This is a genomic window from Microbacterium sp. W1-4-2 (assembly GCF_058349885.2).
On the sequence record NZ_JBYRJC020000003.1, the window covers coordinates 433586 to 452728 of the forward strand.

Here is a 19143-nt window from a genome sequence, read left to right on the forward strand (position 1 = left end):
GCCGCGCGAGGCGAGCGGCCGGGCCCGGCGGCGCGTCCTACTTGATGCTGCCGGCGGTGAGGCCCCCCACGAGCCGCTTCTCGATCAGCATGAAAAGGATGACGACGGGCACGATCGCCACGATCGAGACGCCGAACACATACTGCCACGCCGCGTCGTACTGCCCGACGAACTTCGTCAGCGCGACCGACAGCGGCTGGTTCGCGTCTGTGGAGAGGATGACGAGGGATGCCGCGAACTCGTTCCACGAGGCCACGAACGTGTACACGATCGCGGTGACGATGCCCGGCCACACGAGCGGCAGCTGCACCCGGAACAGCACCGCCCATTTGCCCGCGCCGTCGATCTGCGCGGCCTCGTCGACCTCTTTGGGGACGCCGGCGAAGAAGTTGTGCATGATCCAGATCGCGAACGCCAGGTTGAACGCCGCGTTGATGAGGATCATCGCCAGCCACGTGTCGTTGATGCCGATCGCGGCCATCTCTTTGAACAGACCCGTCGCCAGCACGGTCGGCTGCAGCATCTGCGTCACGATCACGAGGAAGAGGAACACGCCGCGCCCTGGGAACCGGAACCGGGCGGTGTAGTAGGCCGCCGGCACGCAGACCACGAGCACGAGCACCGTCGCGAACACCGAGATCACGATCGTCGAGATCATGTTCAGCGGCAGCGGGGTCTCGGGCGTCGACCACATCGTGAGGTAGTTCTCGGGATGCCACGTGGTCGGCAGATACGTCGGCGGCACCGTGAGGATGTTGTTGCGGCTCTTGAACGAGCCGACGAGCATGATCAGGTACGGGATCAGGAAGACGACGGCGATGATGATCCCGGCGACGATCCGGCCCGCCATGCGGGCGGGTGAGGCATCCAACCCGCGACGGCGGGGGCGTCGTGCCGTCACCGTCGCGACGGCAGCGGGGGCGGCGGTCATGACACGTCCTTCATGGGCTTGACGATCCACAGGTACAGGGCGACCACGATCAGCACGATCAGGAAGTTGATCACACCCAGGGCACTGGACAGGTCGACGCGCTGCTCGTTCTGCAGCAGCTTGAACATGTACGTCGTCGTCGTGTCGGCCTTGTAACCGGGGATCGATCCGGTCATGAGCTTCAGGATCGGCAGCGAGTTGAACACGTTGATGATGTTGATCAGGCTCGCCAGGGCGATGGCGCTGCGCAGGTTCGGCAGCGTCACGCCGAAATACGCCCGGACGGGTCCCGCGCCGTCCATCTTCGCGGCCTCCATCATCTCGTCCGGGATGCCGGCGTGCCCGGCCAGCAGGGTGTACGTCGTGAACGGCAGCGAGACGAAGATCGCGATCGCGATCGACGACAGGAACGCCGGCAGCGGCTCTTTCGTGAACCCGAACGGCTGCGCCAGGATGTGCACGTCGACGAGGAACTTGTTGATGATGCCGTAGAACGGGTCGAGGCCGTAGACGAACACCGTCGTGGTCATCACGACACTCGAGGCCCACGGGATGATGATGGCCATGCGCACCCAGCGCCGGCCGGGGAAGTTCTTGTTCAGGAAGTTCGCCAGGGCCAGCGAGATGACGACCGTCAGGGCCACCACCACAGCGACCCACACCAGCGAGTTCAGCAGGATGCCGGGCAACTCGGGGCGGGCGAGCACGGTCAGGTAGTTCGCCATGCCCACCGGCCCATGGTCGACGCCGGCGACCGAGATCCTGCGCGTCGAGTTGAAGACCATGTAGCCGGCGGGGAATAGCACGATCCCGAAGATCAGGATCAGCGCGGGCGCGGTCCAGGGGACGGCGTGCCAGAGGTCGGCGGCACCGCCTCGGGACCGGTACGAGGAGGGGCCGCCGGGGCGGGCGCGGCGCGCGGACGCACCCACCCCGGTCGTTGCAGTGAGCTGGCTCATCGGCGCGGGGTCACTGCCCGTCGGCCTTGGCCTGGATGGACTTCAGCAGCGCGGCAGGGTCGGCGCCCTGGCCGAGCTGGCCGATCTGCGCCTGGATCGCGCCCTGCGCGGCCGACCAGTTCGGGTTCGTCGACGGGTAGAACTTGGCCGAGGGCAGCAGGTCGAGGAACGGCTTGATCGCCGCGTCCGAGCCCATCGCCGATGCGCCCGACTTGGTCGTCGGCAGGAAGCCCTCTTCGGTCACCCACTTCGTGTAGACGTCCGCGGAGTAGAAGTAGTCGAGGAACTTCTTGATCGCCGACTTCTTGTCGACCTTGTTCTTGAACGCCATCAGATGGTCGGCCACGCCCAACGTGAACGGCGACCCGTCCTTGGTCGCGATGGGTGCGATCGCGTAGTTGAGGCTCGGGTTCTTGTCCTTGATCTGGCCGACGATCGGCGGCAGGCCGACCTGCATGGCGATCTTGCCCTGGATGAAGACGTTCAGCAGCGGTGTGCGGTCGGTCGAACCGGGGTTGGCCTGCGTCCACCCCTGCTTGATGAACTTCTGCATCTCGCCGGCCGCCGCGACGTTCTGCGGGCTGTCGATCGTCAGCTTGGAGGCGTCGCCATAGCCGCCGCCCCCTCCGTAGAACCAGATGGCGGTCTCGGCCTGGGCCTCTTCACTGCCCAGCGGCATGCCGTACGGTGTGACGCCGGACTTCTTGAGCTTGGCGGCGTCCGACTCCATCTCGGCCCAGGTCTTCGGCGGGGCGCTGATGCCGGCCTTGGTGAACATGTCCTTGTTGTAGAACAGGGCTCGGGCCGACGCGATGAACGGCAGACCCCACTGGGTGCCGCCGATCGACGCGTTCTGGACGAAGGACGGCTGGAAGTCGGCGAGCGTCTGCGGCGACACGATCTCATCGGCCGGATAGAGCAGCTTGTCCGAGGCGAAGCCGGCGAAGGCGTCGATGTTCAGGATGTCGGGCTGCTTGCCCGCCTGGATCCGCGTCTTGATGACGTTGTTGATGTCGTTCCACGACTCCACGTCGAGGTTGACGGTGATGCCCTTGTTCTGGGCCTCGAAGTCCTTGATGATCTGCTGCCATTCGGCCTTGGTGTTGTCCGAGTAGCTCGCGACCATGAGGTCGAGCGACTGACTGTTGCCGCCGGCATTGCCACCGCCGCCGAAACCGCAACCGGCCAGCGTGGCGCTCGCGACGGCGGCTGTGCCCGCCACCGCGACCCAGCGCAGTGATGTCTTCATTGAGATCCTCGTTCCCGATGTTCCGCCGCCGCAGAGGATTCCGAGACGACGTTGTCAGACACATTCTGGGCGATTGGAAGGACCCCTAGCAAACTACCGTTACGATTTCGTTATACAGGACCTCGGCCAGCGGATCGTCCGCGGACGGGCAGGCGCTCGCCGCGTCAGTCGAGGTGCCCCGACCCCGGTCCGTACAGGCGCGCGACATCCTGGGCGGTGCCCCAGCCGCTGTAGGTCGGTGCCTGCGGCCACCCGTCGGGAACGTCCTGCCATTCCTCCTGGCGACCGTACGGCAGCAGGTCGATCAGCGGGAATGTCTGCGTGATCTGCTCGGTGCCACGCCCGTTCGTGTGCCACGTGCGGTAGACGTCGTCGCCGTCGCGCAGGAAGACATTCACGGCGAAGCCGCCGTCGACCGGCGCGTCCATGTCGGCCCCGAACGGGCTGCCCGCGGTGGAGTACCACTCCATCCGGTTGCCGACCTTGTCTCGGTACGCGAGCGCCTCGCCGATCTCGCCCTGCGTGACGACGACGAACCGTGCATCGTAGCTGCCCAGGAAGTCGAGGCGCGTGTATTGGGCGGTGAATCCCGTGCATCCCGGGCACTGCCACTCGGCGCCCGCGTGCCACATGTGGTGATACGTGATCAGCTGCGACGTGCCGTCGAAGACGTCGACCAGGCGCACCGGCCCGGTCTCGCCCACGAGCGTGTAGTCGGGCAGCTTGACCATCGGCAGCCGCCGACGCGCTGCGGCGATCGCGTCGAGCTCGCGCGTGGCCGCCTTCTCGCGCACCCGCAGTGCGGCGAGTTCGGCGCGCCAGGTGTCGGGGTCGACGATGGGAGGCAGTGCAGTGGCCATGAGGTCCTCCAGGGGAATGTCAACGGCGCTGACATGATATGTTGACAGCGTACACATTCCGCGACGCGCGTCAAGGGGGAGATGGATGCCGGAGCCCGCCCGTGAGCATTACCACCACGGCAATCTGCGCGAGGCCCTCATCGCCGCAGGGCTCGACCTGGCCCGTTCCGGCGGCGAGGGCGCGCTGACCCTGCGCGACGCGACGCGACGCGTCGGGGTCTCGGCGAGCGCCGCGTACCGGCACTTCGCCGACCGCGACGCGCTGGCCGCCGCCGTGGCCGACCGCATCCGCGAGGCGATGGCGGCGCGGATGCGCGCGTTCGAGCCGGATGCCGCGACCGGCCGCGAGCGGTTGCGCGCGGTAGGACTCGGCTACATTGCGTTCGCCCGCGAAGAGCCCGGCTGGTTCGAGACCGCCTTCGCGACGATCACGGCCGCTCCCGAGCCATCTGTGCCCGGCGAGCGTCGGCGAGACGAGTCGTCCACTCTCCCCGCTCCCCTGGTCGCTCTCACCTCCGCCCTCGACGCGCTGGTCGACGACGGCGAACTCGCCGCCGAAGACCGCCCCGGGGCGGAGTGGCCGTGCTGGTCGGCCGTGCACGGATTCGCCCGCCTCTGGCTGCGCGGCCCGTTGCGCGGCCTGCCCGAGCAGGCCGTGCAGGACGCAGCCGAGCGCACGGTCGACACCGCGATCGCGGGGCTGCTGGCGGGCAGCGGCCGCTGAGACCGTCCGGTTCGCACGCAGTCGTCGTCGAGGCCCGCGTTTCGAGCTCGGTGACGGGAAGATGAGGGGATCAGCGTCCGGCCTGACGCGGTGACAAGCTCGAGCAGGGCAGGATGGAGGCCATGCCATCCGACGGAATGCGCGAGGTCGCCCCGGGGGTCCTCGTCGCGACCAGCCGCAGGATGCTGACGAACTCGACGACCCTGGCGGCCGCCGGCTCAGCGCTGCTGGTCGACCCGGGGTGGATGCCCGACGAGCTCGAGCGCATCGCCGACGATCTCGGCGAGCGCGGGCTCGAGGTCGTCGGCGGGTTCGCGACGCACGCGCACCACGACCACCTGCTGTGGCATCCCCGCTTCGGCGGCGCGCCGCGCTGGGCCTCGGCCCGCACCGCCGCGCTCGCGCGCACCGAGCGGATGGCCCTGGTCGACCTCCTCGGCGACTTCCCGCCCGACCTCGTCGACCTGATGGGGCGGGTGAGTGCCGCACCCGACGCGATCCCGGAGCGCTCGACACCGCCGGGGTTCGAGATCGAGCCGATCGTGCACGACGGCCACGCGCCGGGCCACACGGCGCTGTGGCTGCCGCGGCAGCGGGTGCTGATCGCCGGTGACATGCTCAGCGATGTCGAGCTGCCGCTGCCGTTCTTCCCCGACGACCTGGACGCGTACCTCACGGCCCTCGACCTGCTCGCGCCGATCGCCGCGCACGCGACGTTCGTCATCCCGGGCCACGGGCACGTCGGCCCGGGCGCCCTGCAACGCCTCGACGCCGACCGCCGCTACCTCGATGCCGTCATCCGCACGGGCGACGCGGACGATCCGCGGATCGGCAACGACGGCATGGCCGAGATGCACGAGCACCTGCAGCAGGTCGTGCGGGGCCGCTGATCCGGCGGCCGGCCGTCGCTGTGCCGTGTCTGCTGCTGCTCATGCCGACTGGCCGCTCAGTCGCCGCAGCACGGCCTGTCCGGCGCGCAGCTCGGCCGTGAGCGGCTCGAGGACGGGGTCGCGTGGCAGCGGGGGCTGGATCGGGATGCCGGAGTCCCGGGCGGCGTCGCCGATCGCGATCGCCGCCTGCGCCAGCTGCTCGACCTCGGCGGGATCGGCCGACGTGTCGGCGCGGTGCACGATGAGAGCCGTGGTCGCGTCGACGGCGCGTTCGAGCGTGACGATGACCGGCCACCAGCCTGCCGCGGCCCGGCTGACCGGCGGCGGCTCGCTGAGGGCCTGCTGCAGCGCGGTGCGCAGGTCCGACAGCTGCCGGTACGCCTGGCGGCGCACAGCCTGGCGCGTGCCGGGCGCCGCGCCCAGGCCGATGCGGATGTAGGCGGCCAGGGCCGATGCCGCCCCCGCGATGCGGGGACCGAACCGCAGCCGGGAGCGCCACGTGTCGGGCCAGGGCAGGTAGCCCACAAGCAGCACGATCGCGCAGCCGATCGCGGTGTCGGTGACGCGCCCGACTGCGAGCTCGAACCCGCCGCCGGCGCCGAGGTCGAGCAGCAGCACGATCACCGGTGTCAGGAACGTCGTGAACATGCCGTAGTTGCGCCGCTGGGCGAACGGCATGAGCGCGGCGAACACGGCGATCGCGACGAGGGGCACGACGTGCCCGGGCGACAGCGCGAGCAGGGCGCTGCCGATCAGCACACCGAGCACTGTGCCGATCCCACGCTGCACGGCGCGGGCGAACACGCTGCCGAAGTCGGGCTTGAGCGTGACGGCGATCGTCATGACGATCCAGTACGGGCGCTGCACCGGGTCCAGCGCCGCGACGAGTTCGCCGGCGGCCAGACACAGCACGAGCCTGAGGATCGGCATCCAGGTCTCGGGACCGCCCGCCACCGCGTCCCACACCATCGCCGCGCGTTCGCGGGCCGACGTGCGCGTGCGAGCTGCCCCCGGCAGGCGCATAGCGCGGGTGATCGGTGAGGGACCCGCATCGACCGCGCCCGAGCGCGGCGCGTGCCGGGCGAGCTCGTCGACGGCTTCGAGTCCCTCGGCCAGATCGCGCCACTCGTCCGCGGCGAGCACCGGCACGTACAGGACGTCGTCGGAGTCGGGCTGATCCGCGCGACGGATGCGGTCGGCCATGTCGGCCACCCACGCCGTGACCTCGCCGGGGATGGGGGTGTCCTGCACGGCGCGTGCGGTGGTCGCCTCGATCACCGGCGTCGCCGCGTTCAGGAACGCGGCCTGCCGGCGGATGCGCCGGTCGCTGCCGCCGGCATGCTCGCGCGACGATCTCGCGTTCTCGTACGCGCGGTTCATCGCGACGGTGAGCCGGCTGCGAGCCTCTGCCGAGCCAGGGGTGCCGCAGGCCGCCATGTAGTCGGCCAGCCGCGCGTACACATCGGCGACGGCGGCGCGACCGGTGTTCTGCGTCGAGCCGATGCTCTCGATCAGCGCCAGCAGCAGCGCCCACGCCGATCCGACCACGTAGCCCACGGGCGGCACCCAGTGCGGGATCGGCCCGAAGTCCGCGCCGGACGCGACGATCAGATAGATCAGGAACTGCAGCGATGCGACGGACGCGACCGCGCCCTGCACGCTGACGATTCCGGCGACCAGGCCCCCGACGATGATGGATGCCGCGGTCAGGCCGGGGTGCCCGAAGACCAGGCCCCCGACGATGAAGCCGACAAGCCCGCCGGTCGTCGCCCACGCGACGCGCAGGATGCGCGAACGCACCGTTCCCTCGGCATCGGCGAGGCTGCCGCCGAGGGCGCCGATCGAGCAGAGCAGTCCGAGTCCGAGCTGGCCGATCGCCGCCCCGATCGAGACCGGTGCCGCCACGGCGACCGCGACCCGCAGCATCTTCATCCAGGGGACGGGCAGGTGCTGCTGGCGCGCGAGCTCGCGCACCCATCTCGGCGGAGCGGACACGGCCACAGCATATGCCGCGTCGGCGTACCGCCATCGCGCGGCGCCCGGGCCGCGGCATCCCCTGATATACATCTCATGAGGCGTTTCTCATCCGCGCCGGTCGCCACCTGGTTCGGTGCCGGCCGGGCACCGGGCCGCGCCGGAGGATTCTCGGATCACGACGGGGTGATGGATGACGACGGATCGCCAGACGCGGGATGGGCTCTCGGGCCTCGCCGAGCTGCTGGAGCACGGGCAGCAGCTGCCGGACCGCCGCGACGATCCCGCGGCGCGACGTGCGCGCCGCCGCGGTCTGATCATCACGACGCTCGTGCTCGTCGCGCTGATCGCCGCCGCCGGCGGCTATGTCGGCTGGGCCCTGAACGCTCCGTTGCGCACGCCGGCCGTCGTGTCGCAGGCGCCGGCGGTCTCGGTGCCGGCGGCGGCGGCCGTCGACCTGTCGTCCGAGGGCGCGTCGGCGATCAGCATTTCGGGCGCCGAGACGTACTTCAAGGCCGCGTCGAAGGCCCCCGTGCTCACGAGCGGGTCGAACGAGCCGCGGCCGATGGCGAGCATCAGCAAGGTGATCACCGCGCTCGTCATCCTCGACGCGTATCCGCTGGCGAGCGCCGCGGATCCCGGCCCGACCCTCACGTTCGGCAAGGCCGCGCACGACCTCTACGACAAGTACTACGTGATGGGCGCGACGATCGCCGCCATGCCGATCGGCACCAGGATGTCGCTGCACGACGCCCTCGCGACGATGCTCATCCCCTCGGCCAGCAACTACGCCGAAGCGGTGTCGACGTGGGCGTTCGGTTCGCAGGGCGCGTTCCTCGGCGCGGCACGCAGGTGGCTCGCCGAGCACAAGCTCAACGGCACCACGATGGTCGAGCCGACCGGCATGAGCCAGCGCAACACCAGCACGCCGCGCGACCTGCTCGCCATCGGCAGGCTCGCCGCGGCCGACCCGACCATCGCCGCGATCGCCGCGTCATCCGGTATCGCCGTGACCGGGCCCGGTCTGCTGCGCAACACGAATGATCTGCTCGGAACAGAGGGGATCACCGGCTTGAAGACCGGCAACCTCGGCGTGGGCCGCTACAACCTGCTGTACACGGCGTCACTGGATGTGGGGCTGGACAAGCCGCTGAGCATCGTCGGAGTGCTGCTGGGCGCCGACACGCACGAATCCGCGAACGCCGGGGTCGTCGACGAGCTGGCGAGCATCCGCAGCGGATTCCACGCCGTGCCGCTGGCGAAGGAGGGCCAGCGGGTCGGCACCTACACGACACCGTGGGGCGCGAGCGCGCGGATGGTCATCCGCGACAGCGCATCGATCTTCACATGGTCCGACACCCCGATCGCCGTGTCGATGACCACGACCGCGCCGAAGACGTACAAGGACGGCGAGGTGGTCGGGACGGTCACGTGGAAGGCCGGCCCCCGCACCGCGAAAGCCGACGTCGTAGTCGAGGGGAGCATCACCCCGCCGACCGCGTGGTGGCGCCTCACGCACCCGGACGAGCTCGGGCGGTAGGTGGGTCGCGCACGGCGCGAGCATCCCTCGGGCGCGAACCTGTGAATGAGGAAAGAATCACAAAAAGATAACGACAAGGGCTGGTGTCCGTTATCTTCTCGTTATATAGTCATCTCACGGTAGTTGTTTTGCTGTGGCAGCTGCCGACATGTGATTGCAGGACACTCTTGGTGCAAGGGAAAGAGCCGGTCGGGAGCCTCTCCGACCGGCTCTAACTCTGTCTGCGATCCTGCGGCGCTCAGAGCCCATCGCTCGCGAGCCCCTCCCGCGCCGTCAACCCGCTGCGCGGCATCCCGGTCCTTCGAGTCGGAGCAAGCGGAGGCGCGTTCGCCGATGCCTGCTGCGGCGAGAGGCGGCGGTCGTCGGCTTGGGCCGTCGGCTCCTCCCCAGCCCGTCGGCGGGCCGGATTATCCACAGAACATATGTCTGACCTGGGGAATGTTCGCGATGGATGTCGGAGGTCCCTGGGACCATGGACCCATGAACGCGACACCCGCAGATGTCGACCGCGACGACGGTGTCGGCTTCATCGACGGCACGGACTGCACGGTTCCCGCCTTCGTGACCCGTCAGATCGCCTGCTCCGGCGGCATCCAGCGCATGGTCGTCGCCCAAGACGGGCGCATCGTCGCGTTGGGCACCCTGAACCGGGGCTTCACCGGACAGCAACGCCGCGCGATCATGGCCCGCGACGGTGAATGCATCATTCCGGGATGCCACATTCCCGCCTCCTGGTGCGAAATCCATCACGTCATCCCGCACCCCGAAGGCGGACCGACGCACGTCGACAACGGAGTCCCGCTCTGCTGGTGGCACCACCGGACGATCGAGACCAGCGGATGGCAGATCCGCATGGTGGGCGGCGTGCCGGAAGTGCGTGCACCGTCGACAATCGACCCCAGCCGCACATGGCGGAGACATCCCGGATCGCTTCACCGCGCTCGCGACGGGATCCGTCGCGCGGTCGGCGGCAACGTGGCAAGAACGCGCGGGCGACCGCGGCGTGCCGCGAGTGGTTGACCCGGCAGTCCGTCGGTCAGACGCCCCCGCCGCCCCCGCCTCCCCCACCGCCCCCGGCAGAGCCGCCACCACCCGACCCGCCCGATGTCGACGACGAGGACGCGGCAGCCGACGAAAGCGAGCCGACGCCGGCGGCGAACGTCGCGGCGTTGAAGCCCGCCGTGCCCGCGTACCAGTACGGGGCCTCGCCGGCCGGATACATCGCCGACAAGCGGTCGGACCACTGCTTCTCCTGCCCGAACACGACCGCGTACGGCAGCAGCTTCTCGTACAGGCGGATCATCTGGCGCGGATCGTTCACGTCCACGCGCACGCGCTCGGCCCCGGCCGGCGACTGCAGCATGCGGATGCGGTCGGCCTCGGCCCATTCGATGAACACCTTCAGGCCCTCGAGGTGGTCGCGCACCTCGGCGCCGGCCGCCGTGAGCGGCTTGCGCGACGACAGGATGATCGTGGTGACCAGCGCGGCCGTCGCGATCATCATGATGACGATGGGCACGGCGGGGGTCACATACGACGCGAGTGCCACCACGCCGGCGAGGACGGCGGCGATGAAGAACACCCCCGCCGGCAGGATCGGCAGCGCCCGCACCTTTCCGGGCACCCTGCGCCGCAGACCGCGGGCGTCCAGCTGCGCCGCGCCCCACTTCAGCATCTTCTGCCCGGCCTTCGCGAAGCGCGTGCTGCTGCCGCCGAACGTGAAGACGTCGCCCGGAGCGCCTTGCGGACCGAACAGGCCGACCAGCAGCATCCGTCCGTCCTCATCCTGCGCTCGCCGCGGATCGACGAGCTCGGCCTGCATCTTGTGCGACCCGAACATCCGCTTCTCGCCCTCGATGATCCGGATGCTGCCGCCCACGGCCTGCTCGAGCACCTCGGCGGGCACGCCCTTGGCCGTGGCGTTGCGCATCACGGCGGCGATCAACGCGTCGATCCCTTCGGGCGGGGTGTACTCGGCGATGATCGTCGGGCGGCCCGCGGCATCCTTCAGCCTGCGCGCCCGGGTGGCGATCGCGGTGATGACCGCGGCGATCGCGCCGAGTCCGGCGATGCCCTGCGCCCAGCCCCAGGGCGACGCCAGGAACGATGGGTCGAACGCTGTGAACGTGCCCCGCCGGAACCCGACCGCCACCGTCATCGCCTGACGGGGACCGAGGTCGTGGGTCGACGCGGTCACGATCCGCCCGCCGCCCGCGTCGGCGGCGGATGCGATTTCGCAGGAATCGGTGGCGCCCTGCGCGCCCCGATAGCAGCTCTGCTGCCCGGTCATCGCCGCGGCGAGGTCGGCCGGCACGTGCAGCGCGGCGGTCACGGTGCCGAACGGCTGGGCCCAGGCGACGCCGTTGACGTCCCAGTAGAACTCGTCGGCGTCGGTGTCGGGGAACGTCCATGTGACGTGGCGCAGCGTGTACGTGAACACGTAGGTCTGCGTGCCGTGCACGAAACCGGGATCGCGCGAGGTGATCGTGAAGGCGCCGTCCTCGTCGCTGGTCTCGGCCGGGCGCGGGTCGCCGTTCTGGTCGGTCACCGAGACGAGCCGCGGGTCGATGGGCTGCCCGTTGTAGGTGTCGGGGATGCTGCGGCGCATGCCGTGGTTCTGATCGGTGTCGGGGAACTGCGCCACGAACGTCTCGACGACCCGCAGGGTGCTCGTGCCATCGGCGTCGCGCCCGATCGTGTAGTCGACGTCCAGGCTCCGGAACGAGAAGTCGTCGACGCTCGCCGGCACAGACTCGGCGGCCGGGACCGGCGCGGCGGGTGAGCCGGCCGGGACGCGGTGCGCGGCGGGATCCGCGGCCGAGGCGGGTGACGCCACGACCAGCACGGGCAGGAGGGATGCCGCGACGGCGGCGACGAGGGCGATCAGCGCCCGGGCGAGAGTGCGCATCGCTGCCAGCCTATGCGGGCCGCTACGCTGGTGCGATGACCGACCGTCGCCTCGCCGTGGCCGCGTGGGAGAGTCTCTTCCGCGCGCAGCACGAGGTGTTCGCGCGGATCGGCGGCGACTTCGAGGACGCCCAGCTCACGCAGGCGGAGTACGACGTGCTGCTCACGGTGGCCCGCTCCCCGGAGATGACGGCACGATTGCGCGACGTCACGGCCAACATGCTGATCAGCCAGCCGAGCGTCTCTCGCCTGGTCGATCGGATGGTGTCGGCGCAGCTGCTGTCGAAGTGCGCCGACCCGGAGGACGGACGGGGAGCGCTCGTGCGCGCGACCGACCGCGGTGCCGCGGCGTTCCGGGCGCTCGCCACCGATCACGCGCGGACGATCGCCGCGCACATGTCGGTGCTCGACGACGACGAGCTGGCGACGCTGAAGGCCCTGACCGATAAGCTGCGCGGCGCGCTCGAGGACGAGTCCGCGTCCGAGGACTGATCCGACGCGACAGTCCGTCCGCTCAGCCCGTGCGGCGCCGCAGTGTCAGCGATGCGAAGACGAGGCATCCCGCCATGAACGCCGCCACGATGAGGATCGGCCGGTACAGATCCCAGCCGGTCTCGCCGCCGGTCACCGCGGTGATCGCGTCGATCGCGTAGCTCAGCGGCAGCCAGTCCGAGATCGCGTGCAGCACGTCGGGCATCTGATCGCGCGGCACGAACAGCCCGCCGAGGATGATCTGCGGGAACACGAGGACCGGCATGAACTGCACGGTCTGGAACTCGGTGCGCGCGAACGCGCTCGCCAGCAGTCCGAGCGCCGTGCCGGCCAGGGCGTCGACGACGGCGACCAGCCCCAGCTGCCACAGCGTTCCCTCGACGGTCAGGCCGCACACCCACACCGCGAAGGCGACCGTGACCACCGCCTGCAGCATCGCCATCAGCCCGAATGCGAGGGCGTAGCCGAGCACGAGGTCGCCCTTGCCGGCGGGCGTCGTCATCAGGCGTTCGAGCGTGCCGCTGCGCCGCTCGCGCAGCATCGTGATCGAGGTGATCAGGAACATCACGATGAACGGGAACAGCGCCAGGATCGGGCCGCCGAACTGGTCGAACACGGCGCGCTTCTGGTCGAACAGCCACGCGAACAGGCCGACCAGCAGGCTCGGGGCGATGAGCATGAGCGCGATCGAGCGCGGGTCGTGGCTGAGCTGACGCAGCACCCGACCGGCGGTGGCGAGCGTCCGGCCGCCGTTCATGATCGCTGCTCCTGCGCGTGCGCGGCCTCGCGGGGGTGGGATGCCGCGTCCTGCTCGACGATCCGCAGGAACGCCGTGTCGGGGTCGGGCGCTCCCGTGCGCTCGAGCAGCGCCTGCGGCTCGTCCTGCGCGAGGACGCGGCCGGCGCGGATCAGCACGACCTCGTCGCAGCGCAGCGCCTCGTCCATCACATGGCTCGAGACGATCAGCGTGGCACCGTCCTCGGCGAGGCGGCGGAACACCGTCCACAGGCTCTCGCGCAGCAGTGGGTCCAGGCCCACGGTGGGCTCGTCGAGCACGAGCAGCTCGGGCCGGCCGACCATCGCGGTCGCCAGCGACACCCGGCCGCGCTGGCCGCCGCTGAGCGAGGAGATGACCTGGCCGGCCTGCGGCTCCAGCCCGACCTCGGCGATCACGCGGTCGACCTCGGCGCGGCCGGCGCCCACGAGCCGCGCGAAGTAGTGCAGGTTCTGCCGCACGCTCAGGTCGTCGTACACGGACGCTGCCTGCGTGTCGTAGGCGACCCGGCGACGCAGGGCGCGAGAGCCGGCGGCATGCCCGAGCACGCCGACGGAACCGGCATCCTTCTTCTGCACGCCGACGATCGCCCGCATGAGCGTCGTCTTGCCGCCGCCGGACGGACCCAGGAACCCCGTGATGCGTCCGCTCGGAAGATCCAGATCGAGCCCGTCGAACACGCGGGTGCGACCGCGCCGCACCCGCAGCCCGCGGATCGAGACCGCCGCGTCATTCGCCATGTGATGAATTATCCGGGCAAGACGCCCCGACGGTCAGCACTCGATGACGTTGACGGCGAGTCCGCCCTCGCTGGTCTCCTTGTACTTCGTCGACATGTCGATGCCGGTCTGGCGCATGGTCTCGACCACGGTGTCCAGCGGGACGTAGTGCGAGCCGTCGCCGCGCAGGGCGAGCCGCGCAGCGGTGACCGCAGTGGACGCGGCGATCGCGTTGCGTTCGATGCACGGGATCTGCACGAGTCCGGCGACCGGGTCGCAGGTCAGGCCCAGGTGGTGCTCCATCGCGATCTCGGCGGCGTTCTCGATCTGACGGTTCGTGCCGCCCATCACGGCGGTCAGGCCTCCGGCGGCCATGGCGCAGGCCGATCCGACCTCGGCCTGGCAGCCGCCCTCGGCGCCCGAGATCGACGCGTTTGCCTTGAACAGCGAGCCGAGTGCCGTGGCAGTGAGCAGGTAGCGACGGATGCCGCGGCGGCGGTTGGCTTCGGCGATGGCGTCGTCGTCGGGGTCGGCGTCGGGGCGCGGTGTTGCGGAGGTGTCGCCCGTCGCGGTCGTGGGATGCGGCGGCTCGCCTGGGAGAGCGTTCGCGTCGGCGCCGGTCTCACTCAGGGAGCGCGGATCGGTCTCGCCCGTGAAGCCGAGCAGTGCGCTGCCCACGAGCTCGCCGTGCGGCGTGACCGCGTTGCCGACACCCAGACCGGAATCGGCCAGGAACCGCCACCAGTACATCGCCACAGCCGGGACGATGCCCGCCGCCCCGTTCGTGGGGGCGGTGACGACGCGACCGCCCGACGCGTTCTCTTCGTTGACGGCGAGCGCGAACGCGCCGAGCCACTCCTCGGGCAGCTCGCGGCCGCGGTCGGCCTCGGTCTCTTCGAGCTGCACGCGGATCGCGCTGGCACGCCGCTTCACCTTGAGGATCCCCGGCAGGATGCCGTCGGCCTCCAGGCCCGCTTCGACGCACGAGGACATCGCATCCCAGATCGCGTCGAGACCCGCGGCCACCTCTTGTTCGCTGCGCAGGCTCTCTTCGTTGCGGCGGGCCGCCTCGGCGATCGTGAGACCCTCCTCGTCGCAGATGGTCAGCAGCTCGGCGGCGTTGTCGAAGGCCAGCGGATACGGATGCTTCGACACGGCGGTGGGCTCGCCCTCGCGCCGGATGAACCCGCCCCCGATCGAGTAATAGGTCTCTTCAGCGAGGGTCGCGGCATCCTCGTCATATGCGGTGAGCGTCATCGCGTTGGGGTGCGCGGGCAGCCGCGTGCGGGCGGCGAACGTCACATCGGCCTTGGCGAACGGCACCGGGTGCGTGCCGTCGAGCTCGAGGGTCGCCCCGTCGGTCCAGTCGACCCAGGCGGCCCGGACCTCTTCGGGATCGACGGTCTCGGGCGCCCGGCCGCGCAGACCTGCGACGACGGCGTCCGGTGTGCCGTGACCGAGCCCGGTCGCGCCGAGCGATCCGAACAGCGTGCAGGTGACCCGCGCGACCCGCGGCAGGATCCCTGTCTCGCGGGTGCGTGCGGCGAAATCACGGGCAGCCCGCATGGGACCGACCGTGTGCGAACTCGAGGGCCCCACGCCGATGGAGAACAGCTCGAACGCGGACACATAAGCGCTCATGCCACAAGGCTATGCCCTGCCGCGGCGGCCGAGCTGCGGCATCCCCTCCGCCCGCCGGGGGTCGGGCCGCCCGCACCCGCCCCGCCCCTCACACACGCTGAAAGGCAACGATCCCGACGGTGTTGCCCTCGGGGTCGCGTACGAACGCCTGCCACTCCTCGTGCTCGGCGGGTCCGAGCGTGTCGTCCTCGTGCACGAAGACCACGTGCGGAGGGGTGACGATCTGGGCCTCCCCGTCGAGCCGCTCGAGGGTGGCGTGCACGTTGTCGACCTGCAGGTAGATCAGCGCGGACGGCGCGGCGCGATCCAGCAGCAGCCGCACGCCCTCGAGGTCGAAGAACAGCAGACCCGGCGGGTCGAATCGGCCGGTGGGCTCGGTGCGCAGCAGCAGGGAGTAGAAGCGCGCCGCGCGATCGAGGTCGTCGGCGTGCTGCGCCACCTGCACGAGTCTCATAGGCGTCAGGATAACGCCGCCGCCTAGGCTGGAGCGGTGGCAGATCCGATCGACGACGACCCGTACCTCTGGCTGGAGGAGATCCGCTCCGACGCGGCGCTGACCTGGGCGCGCGAGCGCACCGGCGAGACCGAGGCGGCCTACGACTCCCCCACGCACACGGCGCTGCAGGAGCGTCTGCACCAGATCCTCGACGACCCCGACCGCGTCGTGGTGCCGAGCCGGCACGGCGCCTGGATGTACAACCTGTGGAAGGATGCCGCGAACCCGCGTGGCCTGTGGCGCCGGGCGTCGCGCGACTCGTTCGCGGCCGGCGAGCCGCAGTGGGAGGTGCTCATCGACGTCGACGCGCTCGGCCGCGACGAGGGCACGCCGTGGGCGTTCGCGGGTGCGAGCCATGGTCCGCGCGGGTCGGATCGGGCGCTGGTCATGCTCAGCCCCGACGGCGGAGACGCGCACGTCGTGCGCGAGTTCGACCTGACCGAAGGCCGCTTCGTCGACCAGGCCGCGTTCGCGACGGCCGCCGACAAGTCGACGTGCGCGTGGCTCGACGATGACACGCTGCTCGTGGCATCCTCTCTCGACGGCGGCTCGAAGACCGAGTCGGGCTATCCGCGCACGGCGCGCATCTGGCGCCGCGGCACGGCACTGGCCGAGGCTCGCACCGTCGCCGAGACGGAGGTGTCGGATGTCGCGATGTTCGTCGGCGTGGACCGCACCGGCGATCACCGCACCGCGATGATCGGCAAGGCGCGCGACTTCTTCCACGAAGAGACGTTCGTGTGGACCCATGACGCGACGGCACGGGATGCCGCGGCCGCCCCCTCTCCGCGGCTCGTGCACGCCCCGCAGGACGCACACGTCGACGTGCACGGCGACCTGGTCGCGATCCGCACCACGACGGACTGGACCGTGGCCGGCACGGCACACCCCGGGGGCACGCTGCTGGTCGGCCCGCTGCAGACGGTCGTCGACGGAGACGGATCGGACCTGGTCGCGGTGTTCTCGCCGACGGCGAGCGCGATCCTCGAGGACTGGACGTGGACCCGCACGCGCATCGTGCTCACGATCCTCGAGAACGTGCGCAGCCGCGTCGTCTCGCTCGATCCCGCCGACGGGTGGGCGCAGGCCGACCTCGACATCCACGCCGGCGGCGACGACATCCTGTCGGTCGACGTGGTCACCGCGGATGCCGACGAAGACGACGAGCTCTGGCTGGTCGCCCGCGGCTTGCTCACCCCGCAGACGCTGATCGTCACGGATGCCTCGTCCCCGGCATCCCGGATCGTCGACCGCGCGCGGGCTGTGTTCGAGATCGACGGCCTGGTCACGACCCAGCACTGGGCGACCTCGGCCGACGGCACCCGCATCCCGTACTTCCAGGTCGCGCCGCGCGACGTGCGCGGACCCGTGCCGGCGCTCATCGACGCGTACGGCGGGTTCGAGGTGTCGCGCCGGCCCGAATACCCGTCCCTCATCGGCCCGGCGTGGATCGAGCCGGGCAACGTGTTCGTGGTCGCGAACATCCGCGGCGGCGGCGAGTTCGGTCCGGCCTGGCACTTGGCCGCGCTGCGCGAGAACCGGCACCGCGCGTACGAAGACATGGTCGCCGTCGCCCGAGACCTCGTCGCCCGCGGGATCACGACCCCGGACCGGGTGGGATGCCGCGGCGGCAGCAACGGGGGCCTGCTGGTCGGCAACATGCTCACGCAGTTCCCCGAGGACTTCGGCGCGGTCGTGTGCGGGGTGCCGCTGCTGGACATGCGGCGGTACACGCGCCTGTCGGCGGGGGCGAGCTGGATCGCCGAGTACGGCGACCCCGACGACCCGGATGACTGGGAGTTCATCCGAACGTTCTCGCCGTACCACCTCGTGGATCCCGCCCGTCCCTATCCGCCGAGCCTCTTCTTCTCGGCGACCAGCGACGACCGGGTCGGGCCGGTGCAGGCGCGCAAGATGGTCGCCCGTCTGCAGGCCGAGACGGACGCCGAAGTGCACTATCTCGAGCAGCTCGAGGGCGGACACGCCGGCACGATCGACAGCGCCGCCACCGCCGCGCTGAACGCGACCGTGTACGCGTTCCTCGACGACGTGCTGGTGCGCCGACCGGCCGAGGGCACCGCGACTCAGCGCGCCAGCGGCACCCGCTCGACCAGGCGCGACAGCTTGTCGGGGTTCGCGACCGCGTAGAGACGGGTGACGCGGCCCTCGTCCACGACGACGGTCACGGCGCTCAGGACGCGCCCGCCGATCTCGATCAGGATGCCGGGGCCGCCGTTGATCTCGCATGCGCGCGCCGTCATGCCGTGCGCGAAACGCTCGATGCCGCCGGCGAGGGCTCGTACGAGCCGCTCGGCGCCGACCACGGGGCGGCGCGCAGAGCCGCGCACCTTGCCCCCGCCGTCGGCGATCGCCACGACGTCGGGCGCGAGCACGTCCATGAGGCTCTGCAGATCGCCCGTGTTCAGCGCTTCCACGAGCCGTTCCACGACGCGTTCATGCTCATCTCGGCCGACGCGCGTACGGGGGCGGCGCGCCGTGACGTGTCCCTTCGCGCGGTGGGCGAGCTGACGCACCGCGGCGGCCGACCTGTCGAGCGCTGCGGCGATCTCGTCGTAGGGCACGTCGAACACCTCGCGCAGCACGAACACGGCGCGCTCTGCCGGCGTGAGGGTCTCGAGCACGGTGAGCATCGCGATCGAGACGCTCTCGGCCAGTTCGACATCGTCCGCGACATCGGGGGCGGTCAGCACGGGCTCGGGCAACCACTCCCCGACGTAGTCCTCGCGACGGCGCGAGGCCGTACGCAGATGGTTCAGGGCCTGCCGCGTCACGATCCGCACGAGGTAGGCACGCGGCTCGCGCACCGCCTCACGGTCGGTCTCAGCCCACCGCAGCCAGGACTCCTGCAGGACGTCTTCGGCGTCGGCGGCCGAGCCGAGGATCTCGTAGGCGACCGTGAACAGCAGCCCCCGGTGCCGGACGAAGGGGTCGTCCCGGTAGCGCGCCGTGCTCGTGTCCATCTCCG

Annotated in this window: 17 protein-coding genes; 6 read left to right on the forward strand and 11 right to left on the reverse strand. The window is 70.5% G+C overall.

Annotated features, from left to right (window positions below; all coding sequences use genetic code 11):
• Positions 1 to 37: 37 nt before the first annotated feature.
• The 4 genes from AC3RX0_RS14710 to AC3RX0_RS14725 all read right to left on the reverse strand — a co-directional run bounded on the left by AC3RX0_RS14710 (position 38) and on the right by AC3RX0_RS14725 (position 3999).
• The gene (locus tag AC3RX0_RS14710; protein ID WP_491506738.1) at positions 38 to 931 is read right to left on the reverse strand and encodes a carbohydrate ABC transporter permease; all 894 of its coding nucleotides are present in this window, start codon (positions 929 to 931) and stop codon (positions 38 to 40) included.
• On the reverse strand, positions 928 to 1890 hold the full coding sequence (locus AC3RX0_RS14715) for a carbohydrate ABC transporter permease (RefSeq protein WP_491506739.1): 963 nt from the start codon (positions 1888 to 1890) through the stop codon (positions 928 to 930). Before AC3RX0_RS14715 ends, AC3RX0_RS14710 begins: the two co-directional genes overlap by 4 nt.
• A 10-nt stretch (positions 1891 to 1900) precedes the next feature.
• Complete coding sequence (locus AC3RX0_RS14720) at positions 1901 to 3139, reverse strand: extracellular solute-binding protein (RefSeq protein WP_491506740.1); 1239 nt, start codon at positions 3137 to 3139, stop codon at positions 1901 to 1903.
• A gap of 164 nt (positions 3140 to 3303) precedes the next feature.
• A complete protein-coding gene (locus tag AC3RX0_RS14725) occupies positions 3304 to 3999 on the reverse strand; it encodes a DUF899 domain-containing protein (protein WP_491506741.1) in 696 nt (231 codons plus the stop codon).
• A gap of 85 nt (positions 4000 to 4084) precedes the next feature.
• Between AC3RX0_RS14725 and AC3RX0_RS14730 the strand changes: the two genes are divergently transcribed.
• Complete coding sequence (locus AC3RX0_RS14730) at positions 4085 to 4723, forward strand: TetR/AcrR family transcriptional regulator (protein WP_491506742.1); 639 nt, start codon at positions 4085 to 4087, stop codon at positions 4721 to 4723.
• 122 nt (positions 4724 to 4845) lie between these two features.
• Entirely contained in the window at positions 4846 to 5613 is a 768-nt protein-coding gene (locus AC3RX0_RS14735) for an MBL fold metallo-hydrolase (protein ID WP_491506743.1), read from the forward strand.
• Between the two features lie 39 nt (positions 5614 to 5652).
• Here AC3RX0_RS14735 and AC3RX0_RS14740 read toward each other — a convergent pair whose 3' ends face one another.
• Positions 5653 to 7608, reverse strand: a complete 1956-nt coding sequence (locus tag AC3RX0_RS14740; protein WP_491506744.1) for an FUSC family protein — start codon at positions 7606 to 7608, stop codon at positions 5653 to 5655.
• 172 nt (positions 7609 to 7780) lie between these two features.
• On the opposite strand from AC3RX0_RS14740, the gene AC3RX0_RS14745 reads away from it, so the two are divergent.
• Positions 7781 to 9127 carry a D-alanyl-D-alanine carboxypeptidase family protein gene (locus AC3RX0_RS14745; RefSeq protein ID WP_491506745.1) on the forward strand — a complete coding sequence of 449 codons (1347 nt, stop codon included), beginning with the start codon at positions 7781 to 7783 and terminating at the stop codon, positions 9125 to 9127.
• A gap of 480 nt (positions 9128 to 9607) precedes the next feature.
• Complete coding sequence (locus AC3RX0_RS14750) at positions 9608 to 10147, forward strand: HNH endonuclease signature motif containing protein (protein ID WP_498165996.1); 540 nt, start codon at positions 9608 to 9610, stop codon at positions 10145 to 10147.
• Between the two features lie 16 nt (positions 10148 to 10163).
• Here the strand turns inward: AC3RX0_RS14750 and AC3RX0_RS14755 are convergent, their stop codons facing one another.
• Positions 10164 to 12035 (reverse strand): DUF2207 domain-containing protein, encoded by a 1872-nt coding sequence (locus tag AC3RX0_RS14755; protein WP_491506747.1) that lies wholly within the window; start codon positions 12033 to 12035, stop codon positions 10164 to 10166.
• Between the two features lie 35 nt (positions 12036 to 12070).
• On the opposite strand from AC3RX0_RS14755, the gene AC3RX0_RS14760 reads away from it, so the two are divergent.
• Positions 12071 to 12526 carry a MarR family winged helix-turn-helix transcriptional regulator gene (locus tag AC3RX0_RS14760; protein WP_491506748.1) on the forward strand — a complete coding sequence of 152 codons (456 nt, stop codon included), beginning with the start codon at positions 12071 to 12073 and terminating at the stop codon, positions 12524 to 12526.
• 22 nt (positions 12527 to 12548) lie between these two features.
• Here the strand turns inward: AC3RX0_RS14760 and AC3RX0_RS14765 are convergent, their stop codons facing one another.
• From AC3RX0_RS14765 to AC3RX0_RS14780, 4 genes are all read right to left on the reverse strand, one after another.
• A complete protein-coding gene (locus tag AC3RX0_RS14765; RefSeq protein WP_491506749.1) occupies positions 12549 to 13283 on the reverse strand; it encodes an ABC transporter permease in 735 nt (244 codons plus the stop codon).
• Positions 13280 to 14041, reverse strand: coding sequence for an ABC transporter ATP-binding protein (locus AC3RX0_RS14770; RefSeq protein ID WP_491506750.1), 762 nt, complete (start codon positions 14039 to 14041; stop codon positions 13280 to 13282). The genes AC3RX0_RS14765 and AC3RX0_RS14770 overlap by 4 nt, the downstream gene beginning before the upstream one ends.
• 33 nt (positions 14042 to 14074) lie before the next feature.
• Entirely contained in the window at positions 14075 to 15661 is a 1587-nt protein-coding gene (locus AC3RX0_RS14775; RefSeq protein ID WP_491506751.1) for an L-serine ammonia-lyase, iron-sulfur-dependent, subunit alpha, read from the reverse strand.
• A gap of 88 nt (positions 15662 to 15749) precedes the next feature.
• A complete protein-coding gene (locus tag AC3RX0_RS14780; RefSeq protein WP_491506752.1) occupies positions 15750 to 16115 on the reverse strand; it encodes a VOC family protein in 366 nt (121 codons plus the stop codon).
• Between the two features lie 36 nt (positions 16116 to 16151).
• Between AC3RX0_RS14780 and AC3RX0_RS14785 the strand changes: the two genes are divergently transcribed.
• Complete coding sequence (locus tag AC3RX0_RS14785; protein ID WP_491506753.1) at positions 16152 to 18305, forward strand: prolyl oligopeptidase family serine peptidase; 2154 nt, start codon at positions 16152 to 16154, stop codon at positions 18303 to 18305.
• Here the strand turns inward: AC3RX0_RS14785 and AC3RX0_RS14790 are convergent.
• Complete coding sequence (locus AC3RX0_RS14790) at positions 18242 to 19138, reverse strand: RNA polymerase sigma-70 factor (RefSeq protein WP_491506754.1); 897 nt, start codon at positions 19136 to 19138, stop codon at positions 18242 to 18244. The genes AC3RX0_RS14785 and AC3RX0_RS14790 overlap by 64 nt on opposite strands.
• Positions 19139 to 19143 lie beyond the last annotated feature (5 nt).

Bases quoted from the DNA above. Each gene is read 5' to 3' on its own strand.
- AC3RX0_RS14710 (WP_491506738.1), bottom strand. From the start codon at position 931: ATGACCGCCGCCCCCGCTGCCGTCGCGACGGTGACGGCACGACGCCCC.
- AC3RX0_RS14715 (WP_491506739.1), bottom strand. From the start codon at position 1,890: ATGAGCCAGCTCACTGCAACGACCGGGGTGGGTGCGTCCGCGCGCCGC.
- AC3RX0_RS14720 (WP_491506740.1), bottom strand. From the start codon at position 3,139: ATGAAGACATCACTGCGCTGGGTCGCGGTGGCGGGCACAGCCGCCGTC.
- AC3RX0_RS14725 (WP_491506741.1), bottom strand. From the start codon at position 3,999: ATGGCCACTGCACTGCCTCCCATCGTCGACCCCGACACCTGGCGCGCC.
- AC3RX0_RS14730 (WP_491506742.1), top strand. From the start codon at position 4,085: ATGCCGGAGCCCGCCCGTGAGCATTACCACCACGGCAATCTGCGCGAG.
- AC3RX0_RS14735 (WP_491506743.1), top strand. From the start codon at position 4,846: ATGCCATCCGACGGAATGCGCGAGGTCGCCCCGGGGGTCCTCGTCGCG.
- AC3RX0_RS14745 (WP_491506745.1), top strand. From the start codon at position 7,781: ATGACGACGGATCGCCAGACGCGGGATGGGCTCTCGGGCCTCGCCGAG.
- AC3RX0_RS14750 (WP_498165996.1), top strand. From the start codon at position 9,608: ATGAACGCGACACCCGCAGATGTCGACCGCGACGACGGTGTCGGCTTC.
- AC3RX0_RS14755 (WP_491506747.1), bottom strand. From the start codon at position 12,035: ATGCGCACTCTCGCCCGGGCGCTGATCGCCCTCGTCGCCGCCGTCGCG.
- AC3RX0_RS14760 (WP_491506748.1), top strand. From the start codon at position 12,071: ATGACCGACCGTCGCCTCGCCGTGGCCGCGTGGGAGAGTCTCTTCCGC.
- AC3RX0_RS14765 (WP_491506749.1), bottom strand. From the start codon at position 13,283: ATGAACGGCGGCCGGACGCTCGCCACCGCCGGTCGGGTGCTGCGTCAG.
- AC3RX0_RS14770 (WP_491506750.1), bottom strand. From the start codon at position 14,041: ATGGCGAATGACGCGGCGGTCTCGATCCGCGGGCTGCGGGTGCGGCGC.
- AC3RX0_RS14775 (WP_491506751.1), bottom strand. From the start codon at position 15,661: ATGAGCGCTTATGTGTCCGCGTTCGAGCTGTTCTCCATCGGCGTGGGG.
- AC3RX0_RS14780 (WP_491506752.1), bottom strand. From the start codon at position 16,115: ATGAGACTCGTGCAGGTGGCGCAGCACGCCGACGACCTCGATCGCGCG.
- AC3RX0_RS14790 (WP_491506754.1), bottom strand. From the start codon at position 19,138: ATGGACACGAGCACGGCGCGCTACCGGGACGACCCCTTCGTCCGGCAC.